Annotated in this window: 24 protein-coding genes and 1 pseudogene; 15 read left to right on the forward strand and 10 right to left on the reverse strand. The window is 39.9% G+C overall.

Annotation, left to right across the window (positions count from 1 at the left end; all coding sequences use genetic code 11):
• The first annotated feature begins 105 nt into the window (after positions 1-105).
• Positions 106-1529 (forward strand): annotated as a pseudogene (locus JCM10596_RS31075) (spore germination protein).
• The gene (locus JCM10596_RS00775; protein WP_025025510.1) at positions 1526-2719 is read left to right on the forward strand and encodes a Ger(x)C family spore germination protein; all 1194 of its coding nucleotides are present in this window, start codon (positions 1526-1528) and stop codon (positions 2717-2719) included. Before JCM10596_RS31075 ends, JCM10596_RS00775 begins: the two are co-directional and overlap by 4 nt.
• Before the next feature lie 137 nt (positions 2720-2856).
• On the opposite strand, the gene pruA is transcribed toward JCM10596_RS00775, so the two are convergent.
• The gene (gene pruA, locus JCM10596_RS00780; RefSeq protein ID WP_025025511.1) at positions 2857-4404 is read right to left on the reverse strand and encodes an L-glutamate gamma-semialdehyde dehydrogenase; all 1548 of its coding nucleotides are present in this window, start codon (positions 4402-4404) and stop codon (positions 2857-2859) included.
• Between the two features lie 202 nt (positions 4405-4606).
• Here pruA and JCM10596_RS00785 point away from each other — a divergent pair, with 202 nt between their 5' ends.
• Positions 4607-5005, forward strand: a complete 399-nt coding sequence (locus JCM10596_RS00785) for a (deoxy)nucleoside triphosphate pyrophosphohydrolase (protein WP_025025512.1) — start codon at positions 4607-4609, stop codon at positions 5003-5005.
• Between the two features lie 39 nt (positions 5006-5044).
• Here the strand turns inward: JCM10596_RS00785 and JCM10596_RS00790 are convergent, their stop codons facing one another.
• From JCM10596_RS00790 to JCM10596_RS00800, 3 genes are all read right to left on the reverse strand, one after another.
• Complete coding sequence (locus tag JCM10596_RS00790; protein ID WP_025025513.1) at positions 5045-6742, reverse strand: methyl-accepting chemotaxis protein; 1698 nt, start codon at positions 6740-6742, stop codon at positions 5045-5047.
• Between the two features lie 37 nt (positions 6743-6779).
• Positions 6780-7751 carry a BMP family lipoprotein gene (locus JCM10596_RS00795; protein ID WP_025025514.1) on the reverse strand — a complete coding sequence of 324 codons (972 nt, stop codon included), beginning with the start codon at positions 7749-7751 and terminating at the stop codon, positions 6780-6782.
• Between the two features lie 141 nt (positions 7752-7892).
• Entirely contained in the window at positions 7893-8528 is a 636-nt protein-coding gene (locus tag JCM10596_RS00800) for a TetR/AcrR family transcriptional regulator (RefSeq protein WP_025025515.1), read from the reverse strand.
• 230 nt (positions 8529-8758) lie between these two features.
• On the opposite strand from JCM10596_RS00800, the gene JCM10596_RS00805 reads away from it, so the two are divergent.
• The 5 genes from JCM10596_RS00805 to JCM10596_RS00825 all read left to right on the forward strand — a co-directional run bounded on the left by JCM10596_RS00805 (position 8759) and on the right by JCM10596_RS00825 (position 12568).
• Positions 8759-9613: a hypothetical protein gene (locus tag JCM10596_RS00805; RefSeq protein WP_025025516.1), complete on the forward strand. Its 855-nt coding sequence runs from the start codon at positions 8759-8761 to the stop codon at positions 9611-9613.
• Positions 9614-9732: 119 nt separating this feature from the next.
• On the forward strand, positions 9733-10275 hold the full coding sequence (locus JCM10596_RS23105) for a YesL family protein (RefSeq protein ID WP_051541114.1): 543 nt from the start codon (positions 9733-9735) through the stop codon (positions 10273-10275).
• Positions 10276-10474: 199 nt separating this feature from the next.
• Positions 10475-10918 (forward strand): flavodoxin, encoded by a 444-nt coding sequence (locus tag JCM10596_RS00815; protein ID WP_034680175.1) that lies wholly within the window; start codon positions 10475-10477, stop codon positions 10916-10918.
• Positions 10876-11511 carry a hypothetical protein gene (locus JCM10596_RS23110; RefSeq protein WP_051541115.1) on the forward strand — a complete coding sequence of 212 codons (636 nt, stop codon included), beginning with the start codon at positions 10876-10878 and terminating at the stop codon, positions 11509-11511. The genes JCM10596_RS00815 and JCM10596_RS23110 overlap by 43 nt, the downstream gene beginning before the upstream one ends.
• Positions 11512-11815: 304 nt before the next feature.
• The gene (locus JCM10596_RS00825) at positions 11816-12568 is read left to right on the forward strand and encodes a TraR/DksA C4-type zinc finger protein (RefSeq protein WP_025025518.1); all 753 of its coding nucleotides are present in this window, start codon (positions 11816-11818) and stop codon (positions 12566-12568) included.
• A gap of 70 nt (positions 12569-12638) precedes the next feature.
• On the opposite strand, the gene JCM10596_RS27275 is transcribed toward JCM10596_RS00825, so the two are convergent.
• Positions 12639-14834 (reverse strand): PAS domain-containing sensor histidine kinase, encoded by a 2196-nt coding sequence (locus JCM10596_RS27275; RefSeq protein WP_025025519.1) that lies wholly within the window; start codon positions 14832-14834, stop codon positions 12639-12641.
• A gap of 140 nt (positions 14835-14974) precedes the next feature.
• A complete protein-coding gene (locus JCM10596_RS29675; RefSeq protein WP_199900098.1) occupies positions 14975-15118 on the reverse strand; it encodes a hypothetical protein in 144 nt (47 codons plus the stop codon).
• A 234-nt stretch (positions 15119-15352) separates the two neighbouring features.
• Between JCM10596_RS29675 and JCM10596_RS29380 the strand changes: the two genes are divergently transcribed.
• The gene (locus JCM10596_RS29380; RefSeq protein ID WP_159102289.1) at positions 15353-15526 is read left to right on the forward strand and encodes a hypothetical protein; all 174 of its coding nucleotides are present in this window, start codon (positions 15353-15355) and stop codon (positions 15524-15526) included.
• 77 nt (positions 15527-15603) lie between these two features.
• Here JCM10596_RS29380 and JCM10596_RS00845 read toward each other — a convergent pair whose 3' ends face one another.
• The gene (locus JCM10596_RS00845) at positions 15604-16512 is read right to left on the reverse strand and encodes a phosphatase PAP2 family protein (protein WP_025025520.1); all 909 of its coding nucleotides are present in this window, start codon (positions 16510-16512) and stop codon (positions 15604-15606) included.
• Between the two features lie 179 nt (positions 16513-16691).
• Between JCM10596_RS00845 and JCM10596_RS00850 the strand changes: the two genes are divergently transcribed.
• From JCM10596_RS00850 to JCM10596_RS00860, 3 genes are all read left to right on the forward strand, one after another.
• Positions 16692-16943, forward strand: coding sequence for a hypothetical protein (locus tag JCM10596_RS00850; protein WP_025025521.1), 252 nt, complete (start codon positions 16692-16694; stop codon positions 16941-16943).
• Between the two features lie 23 nt (positions 16944-16966).
• Positions 16967-18085, forward strand: coding sequence for a mandelate racemase/muconate lactonizing enzyme family protein (locus JCM10596_RS00855; protein WP_025025522.1), 1119 nt, complete (start codon positions 16967-16969; stop codon positions 18083-18085).
• 119 nt (positions 18086-18204) lie between these two features.
• Complete coding sequence (locus JCM10596_RS00860) at positions 18205-19884, forward strand: methyl-accepting chemotaxis protein (protein ID WP_025025523.1); 1680 nt, start codon at positions 18205-18207, stop codon at positions 19882-19884.
• 100 nt (positions 19885-19984) lie between these two features.
• Here the strand turns inward: JCM10596_RS00860 and JCM10596_RS00865 are convergent, their stop codons facing one another.
• On the reverse strand, positions 19985-20230 hold the full coding sequence (locus tag JCM10596_RS00865; protein WP_025025524.1) for a hypothetical protein: 246 nt from the start codon (positions 20228-20230) through the stop codon (positions 19985-19987).
• A gap of 151 nt (positions 20231-20381) precedes the next feature.
• On the opposite strand from JCM10596_RS00865, the gene JCM10596_RS27280 reads away from it, so the two are divergent.
• Complete coding sequence (locus tag JCM10596_RS27280; RefSeq protein ID WP_051541117.1) at positions 20382-22016, forward strand: LysM peptidoglycan-binding domain-containing protein; 1635 nt, start codon at positions 20382-20384, stop codon at positions 22014-22016.
• Positions 22017-22116: 100 nt separating this feature from the next.
• Here the strand turns inward: JCM10596_RS27280 and JCM10596_RS00880 are convergent, their stop codons facing one another.
• Together JCM10596_RS00880 and bluB are read right to left on the reverse strand one after the other, a co-directional pair.
• On the reverse strand, positions 22117-22317 hold the full coding sequence (locus JCM10596_RS00880) for a cold-shock protein (RefSeq protein WP_025025525.1): 201 nt from the start codon (positions 22315-22317) through the stop codon (positions 22117-22119).
• A gap of 128 nt (positions 22318-22445) precedes the next feature.
• On the reverse strand, positions 22446-23078 hold the full coding sequence (bluB, locus tag JCM10596_RS23125; protein WP_034680177.1) for a 5,6-dimethylbenzimidazole synthase: 633 nt from the start codon (positions 23076-23078) through the stop codon (positions 22446-22448).
• Between the two features lie 150 nt (positions 23079-23228).
• Between bluB and purU the strand changes: the two genes are divergently transcribed.
• On the forward strand, positions 23229-24128 hold the full coding sequence (purU, locus tag JCM10596_RS00890; protein WP_025025526.1) for a formyltetrahydrofolate deformylase: 900 nt from the start codon (positions 23229-23231) through the stop codon (positions 24126-24128).
• A gap of 43 nt (positions 24129-24171) precedes the next feature.
• Positions 24172-24426 carry a DUF2164 domain-containing protein gene (locus JCM10596_RS00895; RefSeq protein WP_025025527.1) on the forward strand — a complete coding sequence of 85 codons (255 nt, stop codon included), beginning with the start codon at positions 24172-24174 and terminating at the stop codon, positions 24424-24426.
• Positions 24427-24565: the final 139 nt, after the last annotated feature.

A 24565-nucleotide genomic window follows, 5' to 3' on the forward strand; every position in this document is an offset into this window, starting at 1 on the left:
AAAAATAGGGATTCTGAGCATACGCCCATTGACCTTCATCTTCAAGATTTTAAAGACAAAATACAGCAAACCTTTGTCAATTCGGCTGATTTATTTATCGAGGAAATGAAGGTGGTGGATCAGAGAGGCTTGCTCATCTATTTATCAACCATGACGGATTCAGTGGTGGTTACAGAAAAAGTGGTGAACCCCCTACTCTCCATAGAGGAGAAGCAAGCTACTGTGTACTCTCAAGAGGATTGGGAAGAGATTGGTCATGAGCTCTTTTCGGGAACACAGCATACCTTCATAGAGTGCGAAAAGGAAGTGGTGACAAGCATCCTACAGGGCTATGCCATCTTGTATCTCGAAGGAATGACAAGAGTGCTGTCTCTGCGTGTTCATCATGTAGAGTATCGTTCACTTGAAGAGCCTAGCACACAGACAGTTGTCAGAGGACCTAAGGATGGCTTTACGGAGAATTTAGATACCAATCTCAGCTTGATAAGAAGAAGAATTAAGAATTCTTCTCTCTGTTTTGAAGCCCATACGTTGGGAAGTGAAACTGCGACAAATGTTCACATCGCTTATCTGGATGGGGTAGCGAATAAAAAAATAGTGGAAGAGGTACGTTCAAGGCTTATGTCAATCAAGACTCATGCCGTCTTTGAATCTTCGAATATCGAGGAATTTATAGTCGATAAGACATTTACGCCTTTTCCTTTAATTTATAATACAGAGCGCCCTGATTGTGTGTCCGCCCATCTCATAGAAGGAAGGTAGCCATATTTATTGATGGTTCTCCTTTTGTCCTCACGATGCCTAGTACTTTTGCTGAGTTCCTATCTTCTACAGAGGATTATTATCAGCCGTTTATGATGGGAAGCTTTATCCGCTTGATTCGTTACCTTTCCTTTCTTGTCACTCTGCTCTTTCCAGCTGTCTATGTCGCGATTATCACCTTTCATCATGATATGATTCCTACTACACTGCTGATTAGTGTTATGGCGCAGCGGGAGGCGGTCCCATTTCCCGCTGTTGTTGAAGCTCTAATAATGGAAATTACGTTTGAAATATTGCGTGAGGCTGGTGTTCGAATGCCCAGAGCCGTCGGAGGCACAATTTCGATCGTAGGGGGCTTGGTCATTGGACAAGCGGCTGTGGAAGCGGGAGTTGTTTCGCAGTTCATGGTGATTGTGGTTGCTCTTACGGCGATGGCTAGCTTTGTTACTCCTGTCCATACCTTTGCCATCGCCTCTCGTTTATTACGTTTTATTTATATCATTTTGGGTGGAGCACTAGGGTTATATGGGATTCTGCTTGGTTTGATTATCTTAGTGGGTCACTTAACAAGTCTACGTTCCTTTGGCATTCCCTACATGGTTCCCTTTGCTCCATTTGTTCTAAGTGAGCATAAAGATGTGTGGGTCAGGTTTCCGATGTGGGCAATGAAAAAGAGAGCCCCTTCTCTCAAGACAGAGGCACCCTTCTTGCAACCTCATGCTGAGCCTCCAGAGCCTCCACCGCCGAGAAGAAGGAGGAGAAGATGAAAAAAATAGGGTTCTTTCTCTGTATCTTTCTCTCCCTTTTTTTTACAACAGGGTGTTGGGATCGCTATGAGCTAAACGAAATCTCGATTATTACTGGTATGGCAATAGATAAGGGTGAAACACATAAATACAAATTAACAGTGGAGGCACTCAATCCAGTTTCTCTTAATCCGATGATTGGGGGAGGAGATGACACAGCTTCCGTTACCTTTGAAATAGAAGGGAATAGCATTGCTGAATTGCATGATAAAATCAATAAGGGATATACTCGCAGAACTCTTCTTTCTCATATGCGACTCGTCGTGATCAGTGAGGAATTTGGAAGAGAGGGGATGCTAGAGTTCCTTGATTTTATGGAGCGAAACCGAGAAATTCGAAATGATTTCAACATCGTTTTGGCAGAAGGGTCCCCTGCTTCTGAGGTATTAAAAATAACCTATCATCTTCAGAAGGTTTCCACTTTGAAACTTTTTAGACAGCTACAAACCATGGATGAAGAGTGGGGGGGAATTCCAGATGTGCGCCTCAAGGATATGATTCGGGCATTAACGTCTCCTGGACGGGAGCCTGTGATGACAACAGTTCGAATCAAGGGATCTCCAGAAAAAGGGAATGATGCCCAAAACATAAGGAAAGTTGATCCTGATGCGATTGTTGTCTTAGATGGAATTAGCATCTTTAAAGAATTTAATTATCTAGGAGGACTTTCTCTAAATGATGCCAGAAATTATATGTGGCTGAATAATCAACTAGATAAGACGACCCTGACGATTCCTTGTGAAAATGAAAAAATCACTACAATCCGAATTGTTGATACGAGAACTAAGGTAGAAGCAAAGTACAAAGAGGGGATTCCTCATTTTGTAGTAAAGGTGGAGAACAAAGCTCAGATGCAAGCGTATCAATGTAAGGAAGATTACACGAAGCCTGAGATATATAATAAGTATAATATTGCCTTCTCTCGTGCGATTGAAAAAGAACTGAAGAAAACGATCCAAACAGTGCAAGAAAAATATAAAGTTGATATTTTTGGTTTTGGCGAGCATATGGAAAGGCAGGACTACCAAAATTTTAAGAAGGTGAAGGATCAGTGGAATGAGGAATTTGCAAAAGCAGAGGTAGAGGTGCAGGTAATGACCAGAATACGTCGATCAGGATTAACAACAAAATCCTTCTTAGGTGAGTTGTGAAATGGTTTTCTTATACTAAGGTCATGATTTCTAAGGACATGATCAAGGTGGAGGGGAATTTCACCCCTCTTACATTGATCAAAAAATAAGAATAGCTAGATATTGAATCTCTGTAGAATAGTATAATAGTAATACGATTAGTAAATTTCTGAAACAAGCTTGGCTTGGGTAAAGAGGTATAGGTAATCTCTGCCCCCTGCTTTAGAATCGGTTCCAGACATGTTAAATCCACCAAATGGATGAACACCCACGATAGCGCCTGTACACTTACGGTTAAAGTACAGATTCCCTACATGAAACTCTTCACGTGCTTGTTCTAGATGAGCGCGATTACGTGAGAAGACTGCCCCTGTTAAACCATATTCAGTGTTATTGGCAATATCTAGGGCATGGTCAAAGCTCTCGGCTTTGCAGAAAGCGACCACAGGACCGAAGATTTCTTCCTGCATAATTCTAGCGTCTGGAGCAACATCAGCAAAAATCGTAGGTTGGACAAAATATCCTTCATCTGAGCCTTTTTCACCACCGAGAACCAATCTTCCTTCGGTTTTACCGATTTCAATATACTCAAGAATTTTGTCTTGAGCAGCCTGATCAATCACGGGTCCCATATAGATATCAAGATTCTTAATATCACCTAAGGTCAGCTTCTTTGTTTTTTCAACGACAAGCTGGAGAACTTCATCGTATACCTCATGATGAATTACAGCGCGAGAGCAGGCTGAACATTTTTGACCTGAAAAACCAAAAGCAGAATACATAATGCTTGTTGCGGCTAACTCTAGATCGGCATCACGATCCACCACAATGGTATCTTTTCCTCCCATCTCAGCGATCACACGCTTGATCCATTTTTGTCCTGGGGCTTTCTTCGCGGCAAGTTCATTGATTCTTAATCCTACATCACGAGAGCCTGTAAAGCTGATGTAACGTGTTAAAGGGTGTTCGACGAGGTAATCGCCCACTTCTTTTCCGCTTCCAGGTAAGAAATTAACGACTCCAGCGGGAAGACCTGCATCTTCTAAAATCTCCATAAACTTGGCAGCGATAATAGGTGTGGTGCTAGCAGGTTTTAAGATCACTGTATTTCCCGATACCAAAGAAGCTGTTGTCATCCCTACCATAATCGCCAGTGGGAAGTTCCAAGGAGGAATCACAACTCCAACACCAAGGGGGATATAGTAGAGTTCGTTATCTTCTCCCGGAAGACGAGTTAGAGGTTGCTCTTCAGATAAGCGGATCATCTCTCTAGCATAAAACTCCATAAAGTCGATTGCTTCTGCTGTATCAGCGTCTGCTTCTGCCCAGCTCTTTCCTGATTCGTGTACGAGCCATGCTGAAAATTCATGCTTACGTCTGCGCAATATAGCTGCTGCTTTAAAGAGGTAACGAGCACGCTGAGGTCCGGGAACATTTTTCCACTGCTCAAAGGTTTGAGCTGCCGCTTGCATCGCTTGTTCAGCAAGAGCTTGATCTGCTTTCGATACTCTTCCTACAACCTCTGCTTTTTTAGAGGGATTGACAGAGGTGATCTTCTCTTCGGTGGTGATTCGTTGTCCATTAATAATTAATGGGTAGTCTTGACCCAATTGGCTTTCTACTAATTGTAAGGCGTTTTGAAACTCTTGTTGATTTTTTTCATCTTTAAAATTTGTGAATGGTTCTGGACGATAATCAATAAGCATTTTTTCAACTCTCCTTTTTTCTATAAGCTTATCTAACATTTAAGCAATAATCATGCCAGCTTGCTGAAAGAGAAGAATGACGATGAAGAGGGAATAAAAGGATGAATGAAAAGGTTAATGTGTAAAATAAATTGACATTACGCCCAAAAGTGTAAACAAAAAATACAATTATGTAAAATAAAAGAGAAGGGAGAAAGAGAAGATGAAAAAGGTGATTGTCGTTGGAGCCGTTATAGAAAATCCAAGGGGAGAAATCCTATGTGCGTTACGCTCTCCAGACATGTCTATGCCTGATTATTGGGAGTTTCCTGGGGGCAAGGTAGAGGAGGGGGAATCGTATGAAGTGGCTTTAAAAAGAGAAATTCGAGAGGAGTTAGGCTGTGAAATTGACGTTTTAGAGAAGATCATAGATGTCGAGCACGTCTATGAAAAGGTTCTCGTTCATTTACATACATATTGGGCAAGCATAAGTGGAGGAGAGCCCAAAGCAAGAGAGCATGCAGAGCTTCGTTGGGTAGCGAAGGAAAGTTTAGCTGCTCTTCGCTGGGCTCCGGCAGATCTTCCTACCTTAGAAATCGTTCAAAATAGTTTCACAAGATAAGAAAGGCGACCCTAATGGTCGCCAAAGAATCTTGCTATTTTATTCCTTTTCTTCTGCCTTGGAAGCTTCATTTCCTTCATCCTGTGCCTCTAAGCGGAAGGTGGATACTGTTTTATTTAGTTCCTCAGTTAATTCGCGTAGGGAAGTTACTTTTTGAACCATCACGCCAAAAAGGTGAAGCTGTTCGTTGGTTGAGGCGGAGATTTCTTCGCTTCCTGCTGCTGTTTCTTCGACTACTGCGCTGATACTTTCTACGTTTTGTAGGATGGTTTCTCCACGTACTTTCGAGCCGTTCACATCTTGTGCTAACGCATCTAGGACCGTAGCAATCCCACTCACTTTGTCTTCAACCTTAGCAAAGGATTCAAGAGTGATATTCATACTCTGTGTTTGTTCTTCACTTATCTTAACACCGCTCTCAACAGAACGTGAGATATTGTGGAGTCCTTCCTTAATGAGTGCAACCATGTCAAAGATGTGATTCGTAGCTTGTGCCGATTCTTCTGCGAGCTTACGAACTTCATCGGCTACAACAGCGAATCCTTTTCCTGCTTCTCCTGCTCTAGCAGCTTCGATCGCTGCATTTAATGCCAATAGATTGGTTTGCCCTGCAATACTGGACACTGCGTTTGCCATGTCTTGAATTTGGGCGGCATATCCTGTGAACGCGAGGGTTGATTGTTCAATTTCTTTAGTCGCTGCAATGTTCTCTTGTAGTAATTCTTTTTGCTTCTCAATTGCTTTTTTTCCAGAAGAAATAGCTTGATTTGCACTGGTGCTATAGTCTACGGATTGACTAACACGTTCCACATTCCTCGAAGCTTCCTGATCCATTTGTTCAAGGAGTGTGACTGAATCCTGTAGATCTGCTGAGATGTTTTGTGCTCCTGAGGATAATTCTTCTGTTGACACCGCAATTTGATTACTGATCTCTGTTAAAGTTCTGTTTTCTTGCTCTAACTCTTTAGAGAATCGTTCTACATTCTTACTTGTTAGGTCAATGGATAGCAGTAGGGATGTAACCTGTTCCGTCATTTTTGTAAAGGAACGATTAAGCAGACCAATTTCATCGTTCTTGGCATAATAAACATGTTCAATGACGAGATTACCAGATGCGATTTCTTCTGCATTTTGAGCAATTTTGGTTAGTGGTTTGGTGATACTGTTTGTCATTCTTAGAATGACGATTGTCGAAACAACAACTAAGAAAATACTGCCGAAGATCGCGAAATAAATAATAAATTGAATCTTCGATTTTAGATCTTCTTGTAGGAAATGATAGTACTCAAACGTATTCTTTTTTAGAAGGTAAAGATCATTGGCAATGCCCTTGGTACGGATGGATTGCTTCTGAATCTCTGGTGCACTTTGATTCTGTAGGGCAACTTCAGCTTCTTGAAAGAGAGTATTAAACTTAGCATGTGCTTTGTCTAGAAGAGGCTTTTCTGGGCTGCCTGCTAGCAAATGTCCAGCTTCTTCGAATAATTGCTTGGTTTTTTCTAATACATGGGTGCTGTTATTTCTATTTCCTTCCGTTGGATTAAAGGCATAGTTATTCAAGCTTTGTCTGGTAATCTCAACATTCAAATCCAACTCTTGAACAGCAATAAGGATGTTTACATAATCTTGGTTCGATGCTTGTATGGATATCATTCGAACAATGATAAAAGCAATCATGGCAATGATGAGCCCCATGGATAGCAGGGTGTTTAACAGTATTTTTCGTTTAATAGTCATGCTGATTCTCCTTCGTCTGACGTGTAATCGTATGGGTTTAACGGTTGGTAATATGTTGGGTTGCTTGCTCTATTTTTTGTTCTAACTCACGCACAGAGTCTATTAATCGGAGAGGAGCTAAGCCAACGCCCTCTTCCTTTAAGCCTAGCTCGATATGACCCGAAGGAATGGTCTTGGTTTCTAGGTATTCTTTGATCAGGTTGTAGATGGACACATCAATGTTTTTCATCATTGATGTAATGACCGCTTTTTCAGCATAGAAATATTGATCACTATCGACTCCAATGGCGTATACATTTCGTTGTTCTGCTTTTTGTAAAACACCCACACCTGTGAATCCTGCTGCTGAGTAGAGAACATCTGCCTGTTTTGTAATCATTTCATCAGCCAGTTTACCTCCAAGCTGGTCATCACTGAAGCTGCCTGCATACTCAATATAGATGTTGATATCAGGATCAACGGATTTCACGCCTTGAACAAAGCCTGTAGCAAATTTGTTAATGACAGGGACATCTGCTCCTCCAATAAAGCCAACGGTTTTGGTTTGAGTGGTTAAGGCTGCCACAACCCCTGCTAAATAACTTCCCTCATCTTCTTTGAAGGTAATTGAGGTAATGTTATCAAGATCAGATACGGAATCAATTAATAGGAACTTCTGTTCTGGAAATTCCTTGGCTACTATTTCTAAAGGCTCTTGAATCATAAAACCTAATCCTACAACGACATCATGCCCTTCTAGGACGAGCTCTTTTAAGCCTTGCTCATAGGTTTCGCTATCGTGTAACTCTCGATAATCAAACAGGATGCCTAATTCATCACGTGCTCTTTCCAAGCCGTTAAAGGCAAGATCAGAAAAGGATTGGTCTCCTAGTCCAGTATCAGATAACATCACTCCGACAGTAAATGAGTCTTCTGTTGATATGTTTTTTTCTGCTGAAGTACATCCCCCGAGTGTCGTAGCTACGATGAAAACGATAATAAGAAAATAAAGGCGAAATCGGTGCTGCATTCTTATAAAGCCCCTCTCTGAAAATAATAGATATGAACATAGTTTTATATCGGAATGGTCATGTCCCCGATTTAGTCCTATTCATACGATTATTTGACTCTTTTATGAAGAGAGGAGAAGGAGGAGCCTTTATATTTTTTGTTAAGATGATTTGAAGGTGGATTCTTTTTTTGCTTGCTGATTAAGTAGCCCTATAAAATGTGGTAAGCCTTCTTGAATTAAGAGATCAAGAACTTCATACATCCCTTCCTGATCCGTATCCGTTTTTAACAGGGTTTGTAGAACGACTCCATCTACTCCTGCCATAATCCACGTAGCTAGTGGACGACTCAAGCGATGCTCTTCTAAACCATAGGTGTTCTGAAGGACCTCTTTGATTGCTGTGATCCATTGTTGATATTTTTCATTAAATTTTATTTGCAATTCTTCGTTACCAGTAATAATTTCATTCATCAATTGAAATTGAAGTCTGCTTTCCGTTTGTTTTGTGAAGCGTTCCAGAGTTGCATCATAAATAGTTGATTTCATCTCTTCCTTGGTCATGTTTTGTGCTTTTGTTTTTTCTGCGGTTTGAATCGTCCCATTTAAGCTTTGATCTAATAATTCATAGAGAATTTCTTCTTTAGATTGATAGTAGTGATAGATGGCTCCCGTACTCAGTCCGGCGACCTTGGCAATTTCACGAATGGTCGCTTTGTTCCCTCCTTGTTGACTCACCACGTAGGCAGCCGCTTTCATAATTCTGTATTTGGCATCCTCTGAAGGAAGTTTTCCCATTTCCATACCTCCGAAATATAACAGCGTTTTCTATAACAATAACATTTTTTGGACAAGTAATAAAAATAATAAACATGAATTGACGAGCATTTAAAAACATGATAACCTTTTCATAACGAACGTTCGGTATGTTATAGCGCGTTTGTAATATTTCAAATTTATTATGTGAAATAATTCACAAATTTTATCTCGTTCAATCCTTACATTCATCTAAGAAGGAGGTAGTAAAAATGAGTATTCCTATCTGGCAGTATGTTATTTCGATGACAAGCTATATTGTATTTCTTATTCTGGCTATTGGTTTTATGAGGAAAAAGCCTAAATTTGCTTTAGTGTTATGGGTTATTATGCTCTTTACCTTTCCACTCTGGAATCTTGAAGGATGGTTTCGCTGGGTTAAAACATTAAGTGTCATGATTCCGATCGTTTTCTTATCACTAGCACGATTCGCTTACCTTGATCAGAGACCAGGAAGGTTCTGGGAGGCTCTCCGACGACCTTGGGTGCGTTGGACGTTTTATGGAGTATGGTTTTTAAATATTGCTGAAGCCTCAATTAAGGATGTTACTCTAGGGAACTATTGGAATGCCCTGGCAGGCTTCTTACTATGTGTAACCATTCCTTTTGCGGACAAGTATTGGGAGTTTTCACGAAAGGAGCATGGTGATTTACATGCGTATACTACTGGCACCTATAACTTTCTGTATACGAGCTGGAATATGTGCTTCGTGTATGCTGAAAGCCCCACATTTTTCTTCAGTACAGTGTGTATTCTGCTTGCAGCAGAATTGTATCCCATCATCAAACGAAGACCCGAGCTTTATGTGATTTCTCGTGCGTATACGTTAGCCATTCACCTTGCATTGCGAGCCATTTTTCCGGGATTATTTCCGTTTCTCATGAACTCACAAGCATTTTACAATCCACAGGTTTTAGCTTATTGGGGAATGCTGAATGGTCTGTTATGTATTCCATTTGTGTTCTGGCATATGTGGCAGCTTCACACTGGAAAAGCTGAAAATAGCTTTCGACGCAGGTCTTCGCCTATTCATAAAGAAAAAGGTGCCGAAGCCCTCTCTTCGTAACTTGTGTTCTTTCGCTCTCCTCTGCTGTGGTCTCCCCTCCAGCCCTTTATTTGAAAAAATTTGCTCCTTTCCTCTAGGAAAAGATACAATATTAGATAATTAGGGAGGAGGTGAGACCTATGACAGGTCTTATGGGGGGATTTTATCGTATCTCCGAATGGATCATGCGTTTTTCGGTAATCAATATTTTATGGATTCTTAGTAATTTACCCATTGTGTATTTAGTCATTTCTGTTCTGTATTCGGAAACAGTTCCTCAGCTTATTACTCTGCTGTTAACAATCGCCTTACTTGCTCCATTTTTATTTTTTCCAGCAACAACCGCTATGTTTGGAGTTGTTCGTAAATGGATCATGGGAGAAGAGGAGATTCCTCTCGTGAAATCCTTTTGGAAATATTATAAGGAGAATTATAAGAAAAGCTTCATTGGAGGCTGGATCTTAGTCCCTGCTTGGGTGGTCTGGATTGTTGATTATGTTTACTTTTCACAAATGTTTTCTTTCTTTATCTATTTTTTCATTGTCGGCTCTATTTTCCTGTATATCCTGACTCTCTATTTCTTTTGTAACCTAGTCCATTTGGAGATTTCTATGTGGGCAATGATAAAAAACTCGGTGCTGCTTTCTTTAGGAAATCCTCTGAACACGTTAGCATTAGGTTGATTCATACAGGGATTGTCTATGTTAGCTTATATATGTACCCCTTTTTAATCCCGTTTTTCTCTGGTTCCATCGCTGCCTATCTTTCATTTGCTCTTTTCTATCGAGCCATTTCCAAATGGATTGTAAAAAAGTGATTGACAATGATAACCATTATCACTTAGTATGTAGTTGATAACAGTTATCATTAGGAGGAAGAAAAATGTCTAAAAAAGTGGCTATCATATATGCGAGTATGTCTGGAAATACGGAGGATATTGCAACTGAGGTTTCAAAGCATTTGGAACCATTTGAATTTGAGATGCTTGAAATGGAGAATTTAGATGCCTCTGTTGTAGTAGATTATGATGGAATCTTATTGGGGACATATACTTGGGGCGATGGAGATTTACCCTACGAAGCAGAAGAATTTCATGATCAATTGGATGAGATTGATTTAAGCGGAAAAGTAGTGGGGTGCTTTGGTTCGGGAGATCATGCCTATCCATTGTTCTGTGAAGCAGTGAATCATTTTCAAAATAAGGTGATTGAACGAGGGGCAACAGTCGTGCAAGAGAGCTTAAAGATTGAATTAGCTCCAGAGAGTGAAGAAGATCTGGAGCAGTGCAAGAGCTTCGCCCTTCAATTCGTTCAATTGTTAACATAAGTATGGAACCCATATTGATTAACAGCTTGTCTAACCGTATATTAGCTGATTTTATGAGATGCCCGTATCGCTTCTACTGGAAGAATCTAAGGAAAAAAGGAGGCGCTCAAACGGAGTGGCGTGAGGTTGTTCAATATATTGTCAACCAAGTCATTCAAGATTTCTACCAATCGCCTGTAGAGAAGCGTTCTGCCTTTCAGATTCTACATCTCATTGAAAATCACTGGAGGATAGGCATTGACCTATTTGGGTCAAAACAAGAGTATTATACGGTATTGGCAAAGGTAACAGACCATCTAATGCAATATTTACATCGCTCCGAAGGCTTATACCCCCCGCTCTTTTTAAATGAGAAAATAAATGTATATTCTGAGGAGTTGCAGACTCAGCTCTCAACTTCTATTCAGGTCAGTCATTGGACGAACAAGACCTATAACATTAAAAAGTATCTAGTGACAGATGAGCAGAGTGTCATTGATTTATACAAGCATTTTATGATTGTTTTTAGCTATGAAGCTTTTCAGGTATTACCAGAGTATATCGAAGTTGTGTCACTTATTCACGGGAAAACATCCACAGTTTTCCTACAATGAAGGATGTAGAGCAGTCAACAGACTATCTAAGAGTTATGATCGAGGTCTTAAAAGATCCTAAGAATTACTTTCAAGCAAACTCGAACGGGACATGCAGAAGCTGTCCTTTCTTAGATGAATGTTCCACAGATAAAATGGAAAAAACGGCACCTTCCCCTATTCAACAGCCATTCTTTTCTTGATTGGATGAATTCCAATAAATGAAGATCTGCTCTTTTTCCATAAATACAATAGGAACAATCCATGAGATCATGCTCATACTACTGATGAACCTCTATTTTCACCAAGAGAGGAGCATCAAGCTATGCTAACTCAGGTACAGCGTGAACAACTAAAGAATCACCTCAAAAGTTGGCAAGAAGAGTTATCTCACAGAATTGAGGAAACCAGACATTTCGGAATGGATGTTGAATTTCCAAAAGATTCTCTAGGGGAATTATCTAATTATGATAATCACCCTGGGGACCAAGGGACAGAGGAATTTGAACGGAGCAAGGATCTTGCTCTTAATGAACATGCCGAAAAAGAGTTGCAGGATGTTGCAGAGGCGTTGGAAGCAATCGAGGAAGGTACCTATGGAATTTGTGTGGTTTGTCATGAAGAGATTCCATTCGAGCGCTTGGAGGCATTACCAACGACTAAACGCTGCATTGAGCATGCCCAAGAACAAAGTATTTCCCGCAAAAGGCCTGTAGAAGAAGATGTGTTAAGACCTCCTTTTGGAGAATTTGAATATGATGAAAAAGATGCTACATTATTTGATGCTGAGGATAGTTGGCAGAGTGTAGCGAGATATGGAACATCAGAAACCCCTTCAGATTTTGCAGATCAAGCGAAATTAAGTTATAACGACATGTTTATAGAGTCAGACGAGCCAGTGGGATATGTGGAGGAAGTAGAAGGGTTTATCATTACAGATATAGAAGGAAACTATATTGGAGTGAATGAAGATCATAACCGTTATGAATCTTTTCTGGATGATGCTCATGTGACGTCCATTTTTGGAGATCGAGGCATTATTGGAGTAGATTATTTTGGTGAAGATGAGGAAGAATAGTCAGGCAGCCCTACATAGAACTTATGTAGGGCTGTTGACATGTACTAGTTAAATCCTAGACATATACTTATTAAGATTCTGGGGTGTCACTAATGGGAATATAGACGGTAAACATTGTCCCTTTATTTACTTCGCTTTGTACATCAATTTTGCCATTATGATTTTCGATGATATTATAGCTTACCATCATTCCTAGCCCAGTTCCCTTTTCTTTGGTGGTATAGAAGGGTTGTCCAATTTTATCAATAATCTCTTCAGGTATACCACATCCTTCATCAGTTAGACGGATAACCGAGTATTCCCCTTCGCGTCTTGCGTCAATCGAAACGGTTCCCCCTTTGGGCATGGCTTCAATTGAATTTTTTAGAAAGTTGATAAAAACCTGTTTGATTTGGTTTTCATCACAATTAATGATCAAAGGCTCACTACAGAAGGTACTTATGATTTGCACATTATTAATAATGGCTTGAGTATCTAAGAGGGTAACGACATGTTGAATTAGCCCGCGAATATCCATACTTCTGTAATTATGTGCCTGAGGCTTAGAAAGCATGAGTAATTCGCTTAGGATTAATTCAATCCGATTTAATTCCGAGCGCATAATATCATAATAAATTTGTTTATCGTTTGATCCAGATTCCATTAGTTGGATAAATCCCTTTAGTGAAGTTAACGGATTGCGAATCTCATGTGCTACTCCGGCTGCAAGTTGACCTGCAATGGAGAGTTTTTCTGATTGAAGCATGATTTCTTCTGCCTTTTTTCGTTCGGTAATGTCTCGAATAATGATCTGAACAGCAGGTTGGTTTAAGTAGGCTGTAGGTAAACCAATCACTTCTGTGTAAAGAGTTTTTCCTTTTAAGGTGAACCATTCCTGTTCAATTAAGTCAACGGGTTCTTGATGCTCTAAGACATGCTTCACTCGTTGTCTACAGATTTCGTGATATTCAGGATAGAGAAAATCATACAGGTTTCTACCATGAATATCAGTATAGTTGTCTGCTTCAAACATTTTTACACCTGAGTCATTAATAAAGACAAACTTATGATCCGCAATAATCGCAATCGTATCTAGAGAGTTGTGGATTAACCTGCGATAACGCTGGTTGCTCTCCTCTAGAATTTCTTCTGACTTCTTTCGTTCTGAAATATCCCTTGAGATACTCAAGTATTCATCTGGCTGATTTGGAGGGGTTTGTAATAAGGTAATCATGGATTCAAACCAAGTATAAGTTCCATCCTTTTTCCTAATCCGGTACGTATACTTATCACGAGCGGTTCCCAGGGAACAAATTTTTTTCCTTATTGAAGTGGCATCTTCTGGGTGAATATAATCACAGGCATTTTTTCCGTACATTTCAAAAGGCTTATAACCGAGAAGGTCATAAGATGCTGGGGAAACATAAGTGAATTTTCCATCCTTCGTATTTTTTGAAATCATGTCAAATGAATTTTTTTCAATTAATTGATAGCGTTCTTCTATTTGACGTAACTGTTCCTTTTTTTGATTGATGATCGTGACATCCTTGGCGATACAGTAAATAGCTATAACTTCCCCCTTAACGACAATAGGTACACTTGTAATATCTACTTCAATTAAACGTCCTTCTTTTAATTTCACGTGTATACTGTATTGGAGGGATTCTCCTTTTTTTACACGCTCAAAGTAGGACCGGGTAAGCTCAAGGTATTTAGGTTCTACCAATTTAATGAAATGTTGATTAATCAGTTCATCACTCGAATATCCCGTATAATCAGTAAAAGAACGATTGACATAAGTAAAAAGACCAATCCTATCGAGAGAATAAACTGGATCAGGGTAATGGTCAAAAAAGGCTTTGTAGTTACTTAACAGCTTATCTTGACTGCGTTGTTTTACTCTTTTTTTAGCATAAATTGGTTTGTGATCATTGATGAGGCTCGAACGGATAAGACAAAAGGTTTCATGATGGATTTTGATTTGCTGAGCCTCATTATGGAAAGTCCGAAATCCTTTTCTTGCAATAGTCTTACGATCCTTCCACTCTATGCACTTGATTGTTTGTTCAGTCAAGGATTGTAAGGCGATCTCTAATTTATGGCAGTCCTCTTCATGTGTGATCGAATAGATACTACTTCCGAATAGATCGACTTGATTAAGACCGAGATTCATAGCTCCAGACGAATTAATATATCTGATTTTCCCCGTATGGTCCACAATAATGTTCATCGTCCGAGAATGTTCAAACCGTTCTTTGCATAAATCAACCACTGAATTTATCACCATTCGTTTTATTCCCTGGCTGTTCAAAATGACTATTCACCACCCTAAGGAAAATCCTATACTTCAACATATTCTTTTCAGGTGTAAAAAATCCTCTAAAAATCCAAGGAAATCCTTTCGACAATTGCAGTCAAAAAACTACTTTATTCACTGCTTTGTGTGGTATTAAAGAAGGGTTCTTCCTTCTTGGCAGGTTGCTTATTATCCCGTTCTTTAGTCGTTTTTTTGCCCATTTTTCCATCTGATTCATAGCTTAATTTCATGTTATCTTGACGTTCTTTTTTCATAGAAAAACCTCCTTCTTTTCCTTTATCCCGTTCTAACCGTCGGTAAGACTCCCTCCATTATAGGAGGGAGATAACCGACGCTAAGAACCAGTTAAGGGCGACTAACCATCAGATGGAGTAAAAACTCCATCTGATGGTTAGTCTACTTTATATTCTCCTATACTTAGAAGCATCTTATTCACTAAAAGCATAGGTTACTTATGGGGCATCCAGAGGAGAGGGGATGAGGACAAAGTGGAGGAATGCAAAAAGTGTGAAGGGCTAGGAACCATAGACTGTCCAGAATGTACGGAAGAAAGCTATTACTTTCTGTTTGGTCCAGGATGTGCTACTTGTGGAGGCGCTGTGATTATGAAATGTTCGGAGTGTAATGGACGAGGGAAAGTAGAAAAAAAAGAGAAAACATAGAGAGGGTAAATAACATTTTTAGACCGCAAAAAAACGACACACTTATAGACAGAGTGTCGTTTTTTGTCAATATTTTTTTATAGGGAAACAGGTGGTTGTGTAGGATCTTGTTTCATTGTGGAAGTAGAAAAAAGTTTGCATTTCACGAAAAGCCATGGAGCAAGAAAGACACCCCACAAACCGATCGCCCCATACCGGAGGAAATCCGAGAGTGGGATAGCTGGAAGGATTATTTTTAGACCTAATTGTAGAGCAAGCATTCCTGCCAGTCCGAGGAAGTAGATAATGGGCATTTTCCAGAGCTGAGGGCTCGTTTCAAATCGAACATATCTAGCTTCTAATAAATAAGCAATACCTACACCCAATAGAAAGCCGCTGAATTTCAATCCTTCGTCATGCGGAAAAAGGAAGGCTAGAAGGAAAGGGAAGACGAGAGCTAGGACCCATTTGATTTGAAGAGATTGCTTGGAAACAAGGCAGTCAATTTTAATCGAAATAACTAATAGCAGAACCGCCAGTAAGATACCCCCAAGTACATCAGTGGGCCAATGCAGCCCAGTATAGATTCGAGATAACGAAATGCTAATAATCAAAAGAAGGGCAATCATCCACATAAGAGGATGGTGTAAGCGGTATGCAAGGTAGCCCCATAGTGTCGTTGAACCTTGTGCATGCCCACTGGGGAATGAATCATGTGGGTAATGACTTCCAACTGAGGCGGATTCAATAAAAATAGAATGGACACCTTCAACTCCAACCGGACGCGAAACGGCAACTTTTATTTTCAGCAAGGAGTTCATGTACATAGAGAATCCTGAAACATAGAGTAATCTGAATCCAATTTCTTTAGAGAAACACCAATAAATAAGAGGCAAAATAAGAAAATAAAAATCTTCATTTCCCATAAAGGTTAAGATACCTGCTAGCGAATCGAAAAATGAGCTTTGCAGGCTAGTTATCCAAATAAGGATATCGGTTTGTAGCATTAAGATTCCTCCTTGTATACGGCTCTTTCGTATGACCTATCAAGATTCATTTATCACATTCTAACCGTGTGTTTGTCAAAAGTATTCACCAGCTTAGTAATAGAATAAAGCGATTTAGGTTATTTTATTACAAGTATCTCCTACTTTTTTGAATAGAAAATAAGAATGGAGTGTTTTTAATGAAAACTCAAGAAAATATGCTGGAATCTCTAGTAGAGCTCATAAACAAGCACTTTGATATGAAGGTGATGATGGATGAACGCAACCTTCCTTATGTGCAAAAGGCAAGAGAACGAACAGATGGATCTGTCACCCAATTTATTAATGACTTTATCCAATTAACAGAAGGGCTTCCACTAGAGGGAAAAATGAATTATTACGTGGATAATGAACTTGACTATGATACTCCTGAGGAATTCCATCGGTATTAACCGAAGGTGCAACGAGGTATTTGATGAATATCACAAGAATTGAAACATACCCTCTTTACGCGCCTCTTACTCAACCCTACGGAGATGCAAATGGATATAAAAATTATCGAACTTCCTTTATGTTTCGGATCATAACAGAATCAGGATTAGAAGGGTGGGGGGAGGTTGTTGATTGGCTTCCCACCTTAGATAAAGGGTTTCGAGAAAGAATCATTCCCTTTTTGCTTGGCAGGGATGCCACAAATCATCTGAAGTTAGTGAATACAATTAAGAAGTGGAATCAGAGAATAGCGGCAGGGGTCAGTATGGCTCTGACCGAAATCCTTGCTCGAAAAGCACAGCTTTCAGTCTGTGATCTCTGGGGAGGTTCTTATAGAAATGCCGTACCAATCTATGCCTCCTTCCAATCCTATTCCCCTAGTGATGAGTGGATCAAGAGCTCGGTTCAACTGGTTCAAGAGGTTATGGCTGAAGGATATAACAAAATCAAAGTGAAAATAGGGGGGAAGACAGAAAAAGAGGATCTACAGCACCTGCGTGCCTTATTTGATGTAACGGAAGATACTGTCGGTATGGCGATAGATGGCAATGAAAGCTATGACCTTTCTACTACCTTTCAATGGATAAAAATTCTAGAATCCTCTCATCCAATCCTCTGGTTTGAAGAGCCTATGCCCATGAACCAAATCAATGATTATCAGCTATTAAGAATGAAATCAACCATTCCTATTGCAGGTGGAGAAAATAAGAAAAGTGTGAAGGAGGTCTTACCTCTCTTACAGCAAGGAGCCCTCGACATTCTGCAACCCGATCCGATGCACCTAGGGGGAATAGAAGAGTATAGACACTCACTACAGCTAGCGCGTACATTTGGAATCAAAGTGTCTCCTCATAGTTTCGATGGCATCTTATCCAGACTCTATGCCATTTTTGCGCAAGCATGCTTAGTTCCTTGGAGCAAGATGAACGAAGAGGATATAGAGCCGATCGAATGGGATGTAATGGAAAACCCCTTTAATCGACTGATCCCTCTCCAACCTTCAGCAGGAAAAGTGCGGGTTCCCACTGGGATAGGTATAGGAGTTAGTATTGATGTAGAGCTGTTACAAAAATATTCATGGAAAGGAGAAATCTATCATTAATTGTTTTTTCGTTAAAGCTGTGCCCGCCTTATAGTCAAAGTGTAAGGAGCTTTTACCGATATATAATTGTACGATATAAAGAGAAAAACGTACGAATAAAAACAAAGGGTGGAGGCAGCATGAAAAGTTTAAGGTTAAAAATTCTTTCTGGTTTTGCTGTTGTATTAGTGATCATGCTAATCATGGGAGCATCTTTATTTGTCATGGTGAATTCTTTTCATTCGAAAGTGGAAGAAATCATTGAACGTGATCTTGAATTGTTAATGATGGAACAAAAGTTGAGCTATAATATGTCTCAGCGAGTTTCTTCAGCTAGAGGATATGTCTTAAACGGTGATCCGGTTGAAAGGGCATTGTTTGATCAATACAGCCAGGAAAGTCTGGAGCTGCAAGAGCGTCTAATGTCGTCCTCTAATTCTGAACAACTTAAGATCTTAAATGATTTAAGTATTGATTGGAGGCAAACGGTTGAAAAAAAGGTATTTGAAGCCTACGACCGTGGAAATACTGAGCTTGCTCTACTGACCCTCCAGCAAGAAATTACCCCTGTTTCTAGAGCGATTATGGATGGGTTTTATAAATTAGCAAGCGAGAGTGAAATGAAAATTCAAGAGAGCGGACAAATGGTGTTAAAGAGCGGAGACCTTCTGAAGATATTGAGTATTATTCTCCCTATCCTATCCATTATAATCAGCATCGTGATCTCATTTATCCTTGCTAAAATGATAAGTGACCCCATCCTGCGAGTAGTCAAAAAGGTTGAAATGATTGCAAGTGGAGATTTATCTGGAGAGGCAATGAGAACAAAATCTAAGGATGAAATTGGTAGGTTAACCGATTCAGTTAATCAAATGACAACAAATCTAAGAGAGTTGATCAACCAAGTAAGTGAAACCTCCGAGCAGGTCGCGGCTTCCTCTGATCAACTATCAGCAAGTGCTGAAGAAACGAGTCAAGCTACACAGCAAGTTGCCATTGCTATTCAGGAAGTCTCAAGTGGTACGGAGCTGACTATGAGGGGAACACAAGAAAGTTCAAAATCGATGGAAGAAATGGCTTTGGGAATTGAAAATATTGCGGAGAACTCAAGTCAAGTGCACTTCACCTCACTTGAAACATCGAATCGTGCTAAAAAGGGAAATGAATCGATTCAAACGGCGGTTCATAAGATGACTTCTATTAATTCGCTAGTGAATGATTCCTCAGAAGTGATCAAGCTTCTAGGTCAGCGTTCTCAAGAGATAGGTGAAATTGTTCAAGTCATAACGGATATTTCAGAACAAACGAATCTACTCGCCTTAAATGCTGCGATTGAAGCAGCAAGAGCAGGTGAACATGGCAGAGGGTTTGCTGTTGTGGCAGACGAGGTAAAGAAATTAGCTGAGCAATCAAAGCAATCTGCGATTCAAATTACGGAGCTGATCATAGGTATTCAACAAGATACTCAAAAAGCGGTTGAATCGATGAATGGAGTGGCTCAAGAGATGCATAGAGGCTCGAATATCGTGAAAGATTCGGGGCAAATCTTCTCTAGTATCGTGACGGAAGTAGAGAGTGTGACTGAACAAATTCAAGAAATCTCAGCAGTAGCTCAACAAATGTCTGCTGGAGCCCAACAGGTTGCTTCTACGATTGAAGAAGCGTCAAGAGTGTCTAAAGAAACGTCAGCGAATTCGGAAACCGTTGCTGCTTCGACTGAAGAAACTATGGCATCTATGGAAGAAATAACTTCATCGGCTGAAGTATTATGTACGATGGCGCAGGAATTACACGATACCATTAAGAGATTTAAAGTGTAATTTTCTTCCTCTGTAGCAATGTAATGAACCAAATGAACCTCAGCTAAGATATGAGAGCTGAGGTTTTTCTATGTGATGGAATGAATCCCTGATCGAGTGATTAGGAATTCCGTACCCTTCTTTGTAATAGACGGTCACATAAATACCCAAACACAAACCAAAATAAAATGGTAATAACATATAAAAAGCCAACATTAAGCGCTCGAAGATCAGCAAACAAACCAATAAACCATGCAGGAACGCTGACAGTTAAAAAGAGTACATGATCGCGGTCAAATCCTAAAAAATGGACTACAGAACTGACGACTGCCAACAAGGTTAACCAAAAGGTAAATCGTTTAAACAAGCTAGCTCCCTCCTTTTACTCTTTATTTGTTGCTTTATGAATCTAAGCTTAATATGAACGAATGGTAAGTATATTATGCAAATGTTGTTGACGCTCTATGGGTATACTAAAACTGCATAAATGTAGAATCAGGGCATCTAGGAGGTCAACCATGTTCAGCGTATTTGACAAGTATCAGTTGGTCCATGAGAATGGAAAGCAGATTGTCATTCTTTATCTTAAACAAGAATTCGTTGAGTTTTCTCATGAATTTGGTCTAAATAGTACCCAAATTAATGATCGTACACAGGAACAAATGGAAAGAGAAGCAGTACAAATTATTGAGGAGAAATTCCCTCGAGCAAGAATTACGATGGCAAAAATCATGTTAGGAACCATGCTTGTATCCACTATTTCCTTTGCAGGCAAAGAGAAAACGGTGGAAGCAAGTGAGCAAATGGCAAATACAATGCGAATCCCTGCCAATGAAGTTGCTTTTATTCCTCATACCGTGGTGGCAGGGGATACGTTGTTTTTGTTAGCAAAACAGTATCAGGTGTCGATAGAAGAGATAAGAAGCTTAAATAACCTCTCGGGAGATACGTTGCAAATCGGACAAGTGGTACGAATCCCTCAAAAAGTGTCCCTTCAAACCACAACGGCATCTGCTAGCACAAACCAAGCTATAACCATCACCATTGATGGCATAACACAAACATTCCATCCTCAGCCTATAATTATTAATGGAAGTACCTTCATTCCAATAAGAGGGGTTTCGGAAGCATTGGGTGCTTCTGTTGCCTGGAATGGGAGAGAACGGAGTGTTGAGATTGTAAAGGATGATGTGCGCATTGTTTTTACCATTGGAGCGACCATTGCGCTGGTAAATGGAAAGCAGGTTGCTATCCCGGCATCACAAATTATTCAGGGTTCCACTTATGTACCCATTCGCTTTTTAAGCGAAACTATGGGTCTAGAGGTTCACTGGGATGCTTCGTCACGAACCGTTCAAATTACAACGCCTCAGCCGATTGAATATCACGTGGTTTTGGGTGATTCATTATGGAGTATAGCTAATCAATTTCAGACAAGTGTTGATGAGCTTAAAGAATATAATTCGTTAACAGGAGATAGGATTCTAGTCGGACAAACTTTACTCATTCCTCCACCTAGCCCAGTGCAGGCACTCACCCAAACGGCTCAAGCAGGAGAAAGGTCAGTTACGTATACAACTCATGTTGTTCAACGGGGGGATAATGCTTGGGATCTAAGTGTTCGATATGGAATTCCGATGAGTGAATTATTAAGAGAAAATCAGCTAACAACACAGTCCATTCTCATGATTGGACAAGCTCTTAGAATTCCTGTCTACCATATTCCCATTAAGCCAGTAGTCAGTGCACGACACGGAGAATTGTTAGATTGGTGGACAGAAGCTCAGTACGTCTTTACAATTGGGAAAACGGCGAGAGTCACTGACTTTGCCACGGGACGCTCCTTTCATGTTAAACGAACCGTAGGAGCCAATCATGCAGATAGTGAGCCATTAACCGCTCAAGATGCTCAGATCATGAGGGAAATATGGGGAGGGAGCTATTCATGGCAGGCTAGAGCTATTATTGTAGAAGTGGATGGACGACGCTTAGCGGCATCAATGCATTCCATGCCACATGGAGTCCAATACATTCATAATAATAATTACAATGGTCATTTTTGTATTCATTTTTTAAATAGTACTCTCCATATGAATGGTCAAATCGATCAAGGGCATCAAGGACAAATCAGAATTTCATCTGGAACTCGCTAAGTATTCCTTGGAGAAGGCATAAAAAAGACTGACTCATCAGGATCTTTCATACAAGAATCCTGTGTAGTCAGTCTCTTCTCTTTTCAAGACAATTGGCTTATTACAGCTTTACGACACGTTCAGCTTGAGGACCACGTTGTCCTTCGGTTACTTCGAACTGAACCCTTTGCCCTTCCTCTAATGACTTAAATCCATCTCCTTCGATCGCTGTATAATGTACAAAGACATCATTTCCGCCTTCCACTTCAATAAATCCAAATCCTTTGTCTGCGTTAAACCATTTAACTGTACCCGTTTGCATAGTTACTAAACCTCCAAAAAAATTAAATTATATGGAACTCACTGTTAGTACGTCCATCATTCATTAATATGTGGAATTTAGCTCATTTCTATACCTGTATAATATGGAATGGCTACTATCTCTTCCTCTTACCATTCACCATAGTGGAGAGTATCTTCAAACGGACGTTTTTTCTCCCATTTCTCCTCTTCAAGAATGGGTCTTGCAGGATAATGCTCAGTGTAACCCAGTGACACTAAAGCAATAGGATCAATATGATAAGGGATTTTCAGAAGCTCACGTACATCCGCTTTCTTATAGAAGCTGACCCAGCCCATGGCAATTCCTTCAGCATAGGCACTAAGCCACATATTTTGTATCCCACAGGCAACGGATAGGATGTCTGTTTCGGGAATGGAATTTCGTCCAAGGACGTGATTTCCTCCTCGTGTGGGGTCACAAGTGATACAAATGGTGACAGGGGCTTCCTGTATACCTTCCAGCTTCAACGAAAGGAATTTGGTTTTTTTTTCGTCTTCATAATGAATAGCTAAGGCTTTTACTTCTTTTTCACAAATCTTAGCTAAAGCTTTTTTCTGTTCAGCAGATGTAATAATAATAAAATCCCAAGGCTGCATATAGCCAACAGAAGGTCCGTGGTGAGCCGCCTTTAGTATATTTTCCAGCTTTTCAGGTGAGATCGGATCAGGAAGAAAGGATCGAATGTCTCGTCGACCTTTAATGGCTTTGTAGACTCCTTCACGTTCTTCTTTGTTTAGCATGCCGGAACCTCCTTTTTTCTAGGTGAGCGGTTTTTGATTTTGTTCTTAAATATATTTAGTTTATTCATTTATTATAGCATGTTGTAGATTGAATAAGTTTTTATATGTGATATAATACTCTAAGATTTCTGAAAGTACTCGGAGGTAACCATGAAGAATTTTAAAAGCAACAAATTAGACACATTTTTAGAAAAAAATAAAAATCGGGGAAGGCTCCTCATCAGCTGCCCTGACCAACCAGGGATTGTTGCAGCGGTATCCAACTTTCTACATTTAAAAGGAGCAAATATTGTACAATCGGATCAATACACTACAGATCCAGAGGGTGGACTGTTCTTTATGAGAGTTGAATTTGATCTGCCAGATCTTTCTGCGCAGGCAACCAATCTATATGAAGAATTTACTCGAATTGCGGATCGGTTCGATATGAGATGGAGAATCTCCTTAGCAAATCGTTTAAAACGAATGGCTATTTTTGTTTCTCAGCAGGAGCACTGCTTATTGGAACTTCTCTGGCAGTGGCAAGCAGGAGATTTACCTGCTGAAATTGCTATGGTCATCAGTAATCATGAGGATTTAAGAAGTACTGTAGAAGACCTTAACATTCCTTATCATTACATACCAGTAACGAAGGATACGAAACAGGAGGCAGAACAGGAGCAACATCGCTTGATGAGCGATCAAGTTGATTTCATTGTTCTGGCAAGGTATATGCAGATATTATCTCCTTCCTTCGTCGAACATTATCCAAGTCGAATCATCAACATTCATCATTCCTTCCTACCAGCCTTTATTGGGGCAAGACCTTATGAGCGTGCTTATGACAGGGGAGTGAAGTTAATTGGAGCCACTTCTCATTACGTCACCAATGATTTAGATGAAGGACCAATTATTGAACAAGATATTCAACGAGTGAATCATCAGCATGATGCCAATGACCTTAAACGAATGGGGAGATATATTGAAAGGGTTGTCCTTGCTCGCGCAGTTACATGGCATCTAGAAGACAGAGTGATTGTACACGATAATAAAACAGTTGTGTTTACGTAGTAGGTGATAGTCTAGAATCCTTATAAAAGGTAGGGGAGAGCTGATGCACATTAGAATCCCGAAAGAGAATAAAGATCAACTCATCGAAGAGATAAAGGAATATTTTTATAACGAACGTTCTGAAGAAATTGGCGATCTAGCCGCAGAAAACCTTCTTGATTTTGTCATGAAGGAAATAGGACCCTCCTTCTATAATCAAGGTGTAAAGGATGCTAGAGAGATGGTTGAGCAGAAAATGATGGGCATTGAAGAAGATTTGCGTTCTCTGGAAAGACCTATACTTAACAGACGAAGATAGAAAGACAACAGAGATAGAAGATAAAAAAGACAAACACAAAGGGTACAGTTTAAGAGACTCCTTTACACGTGTTTGTCTTTTTGCTGTGTTTTTTGGGGATACTTCCTGTGTATCATATTCTTTTAGTGTGTTCTGACTG

The sequence above is a fragment of the Caldalkalibacillus mannanilyticus JCM 10596 genome (genome assembly GCF_000615945.1).
Taxonomy (GTDB): domain Bacteria; phylum Bacillota; class Bacilli; order Caldalkalibacillales; family JCM-10596; genus Bacillus_AT; species Bacillus_AT mannanilyticus.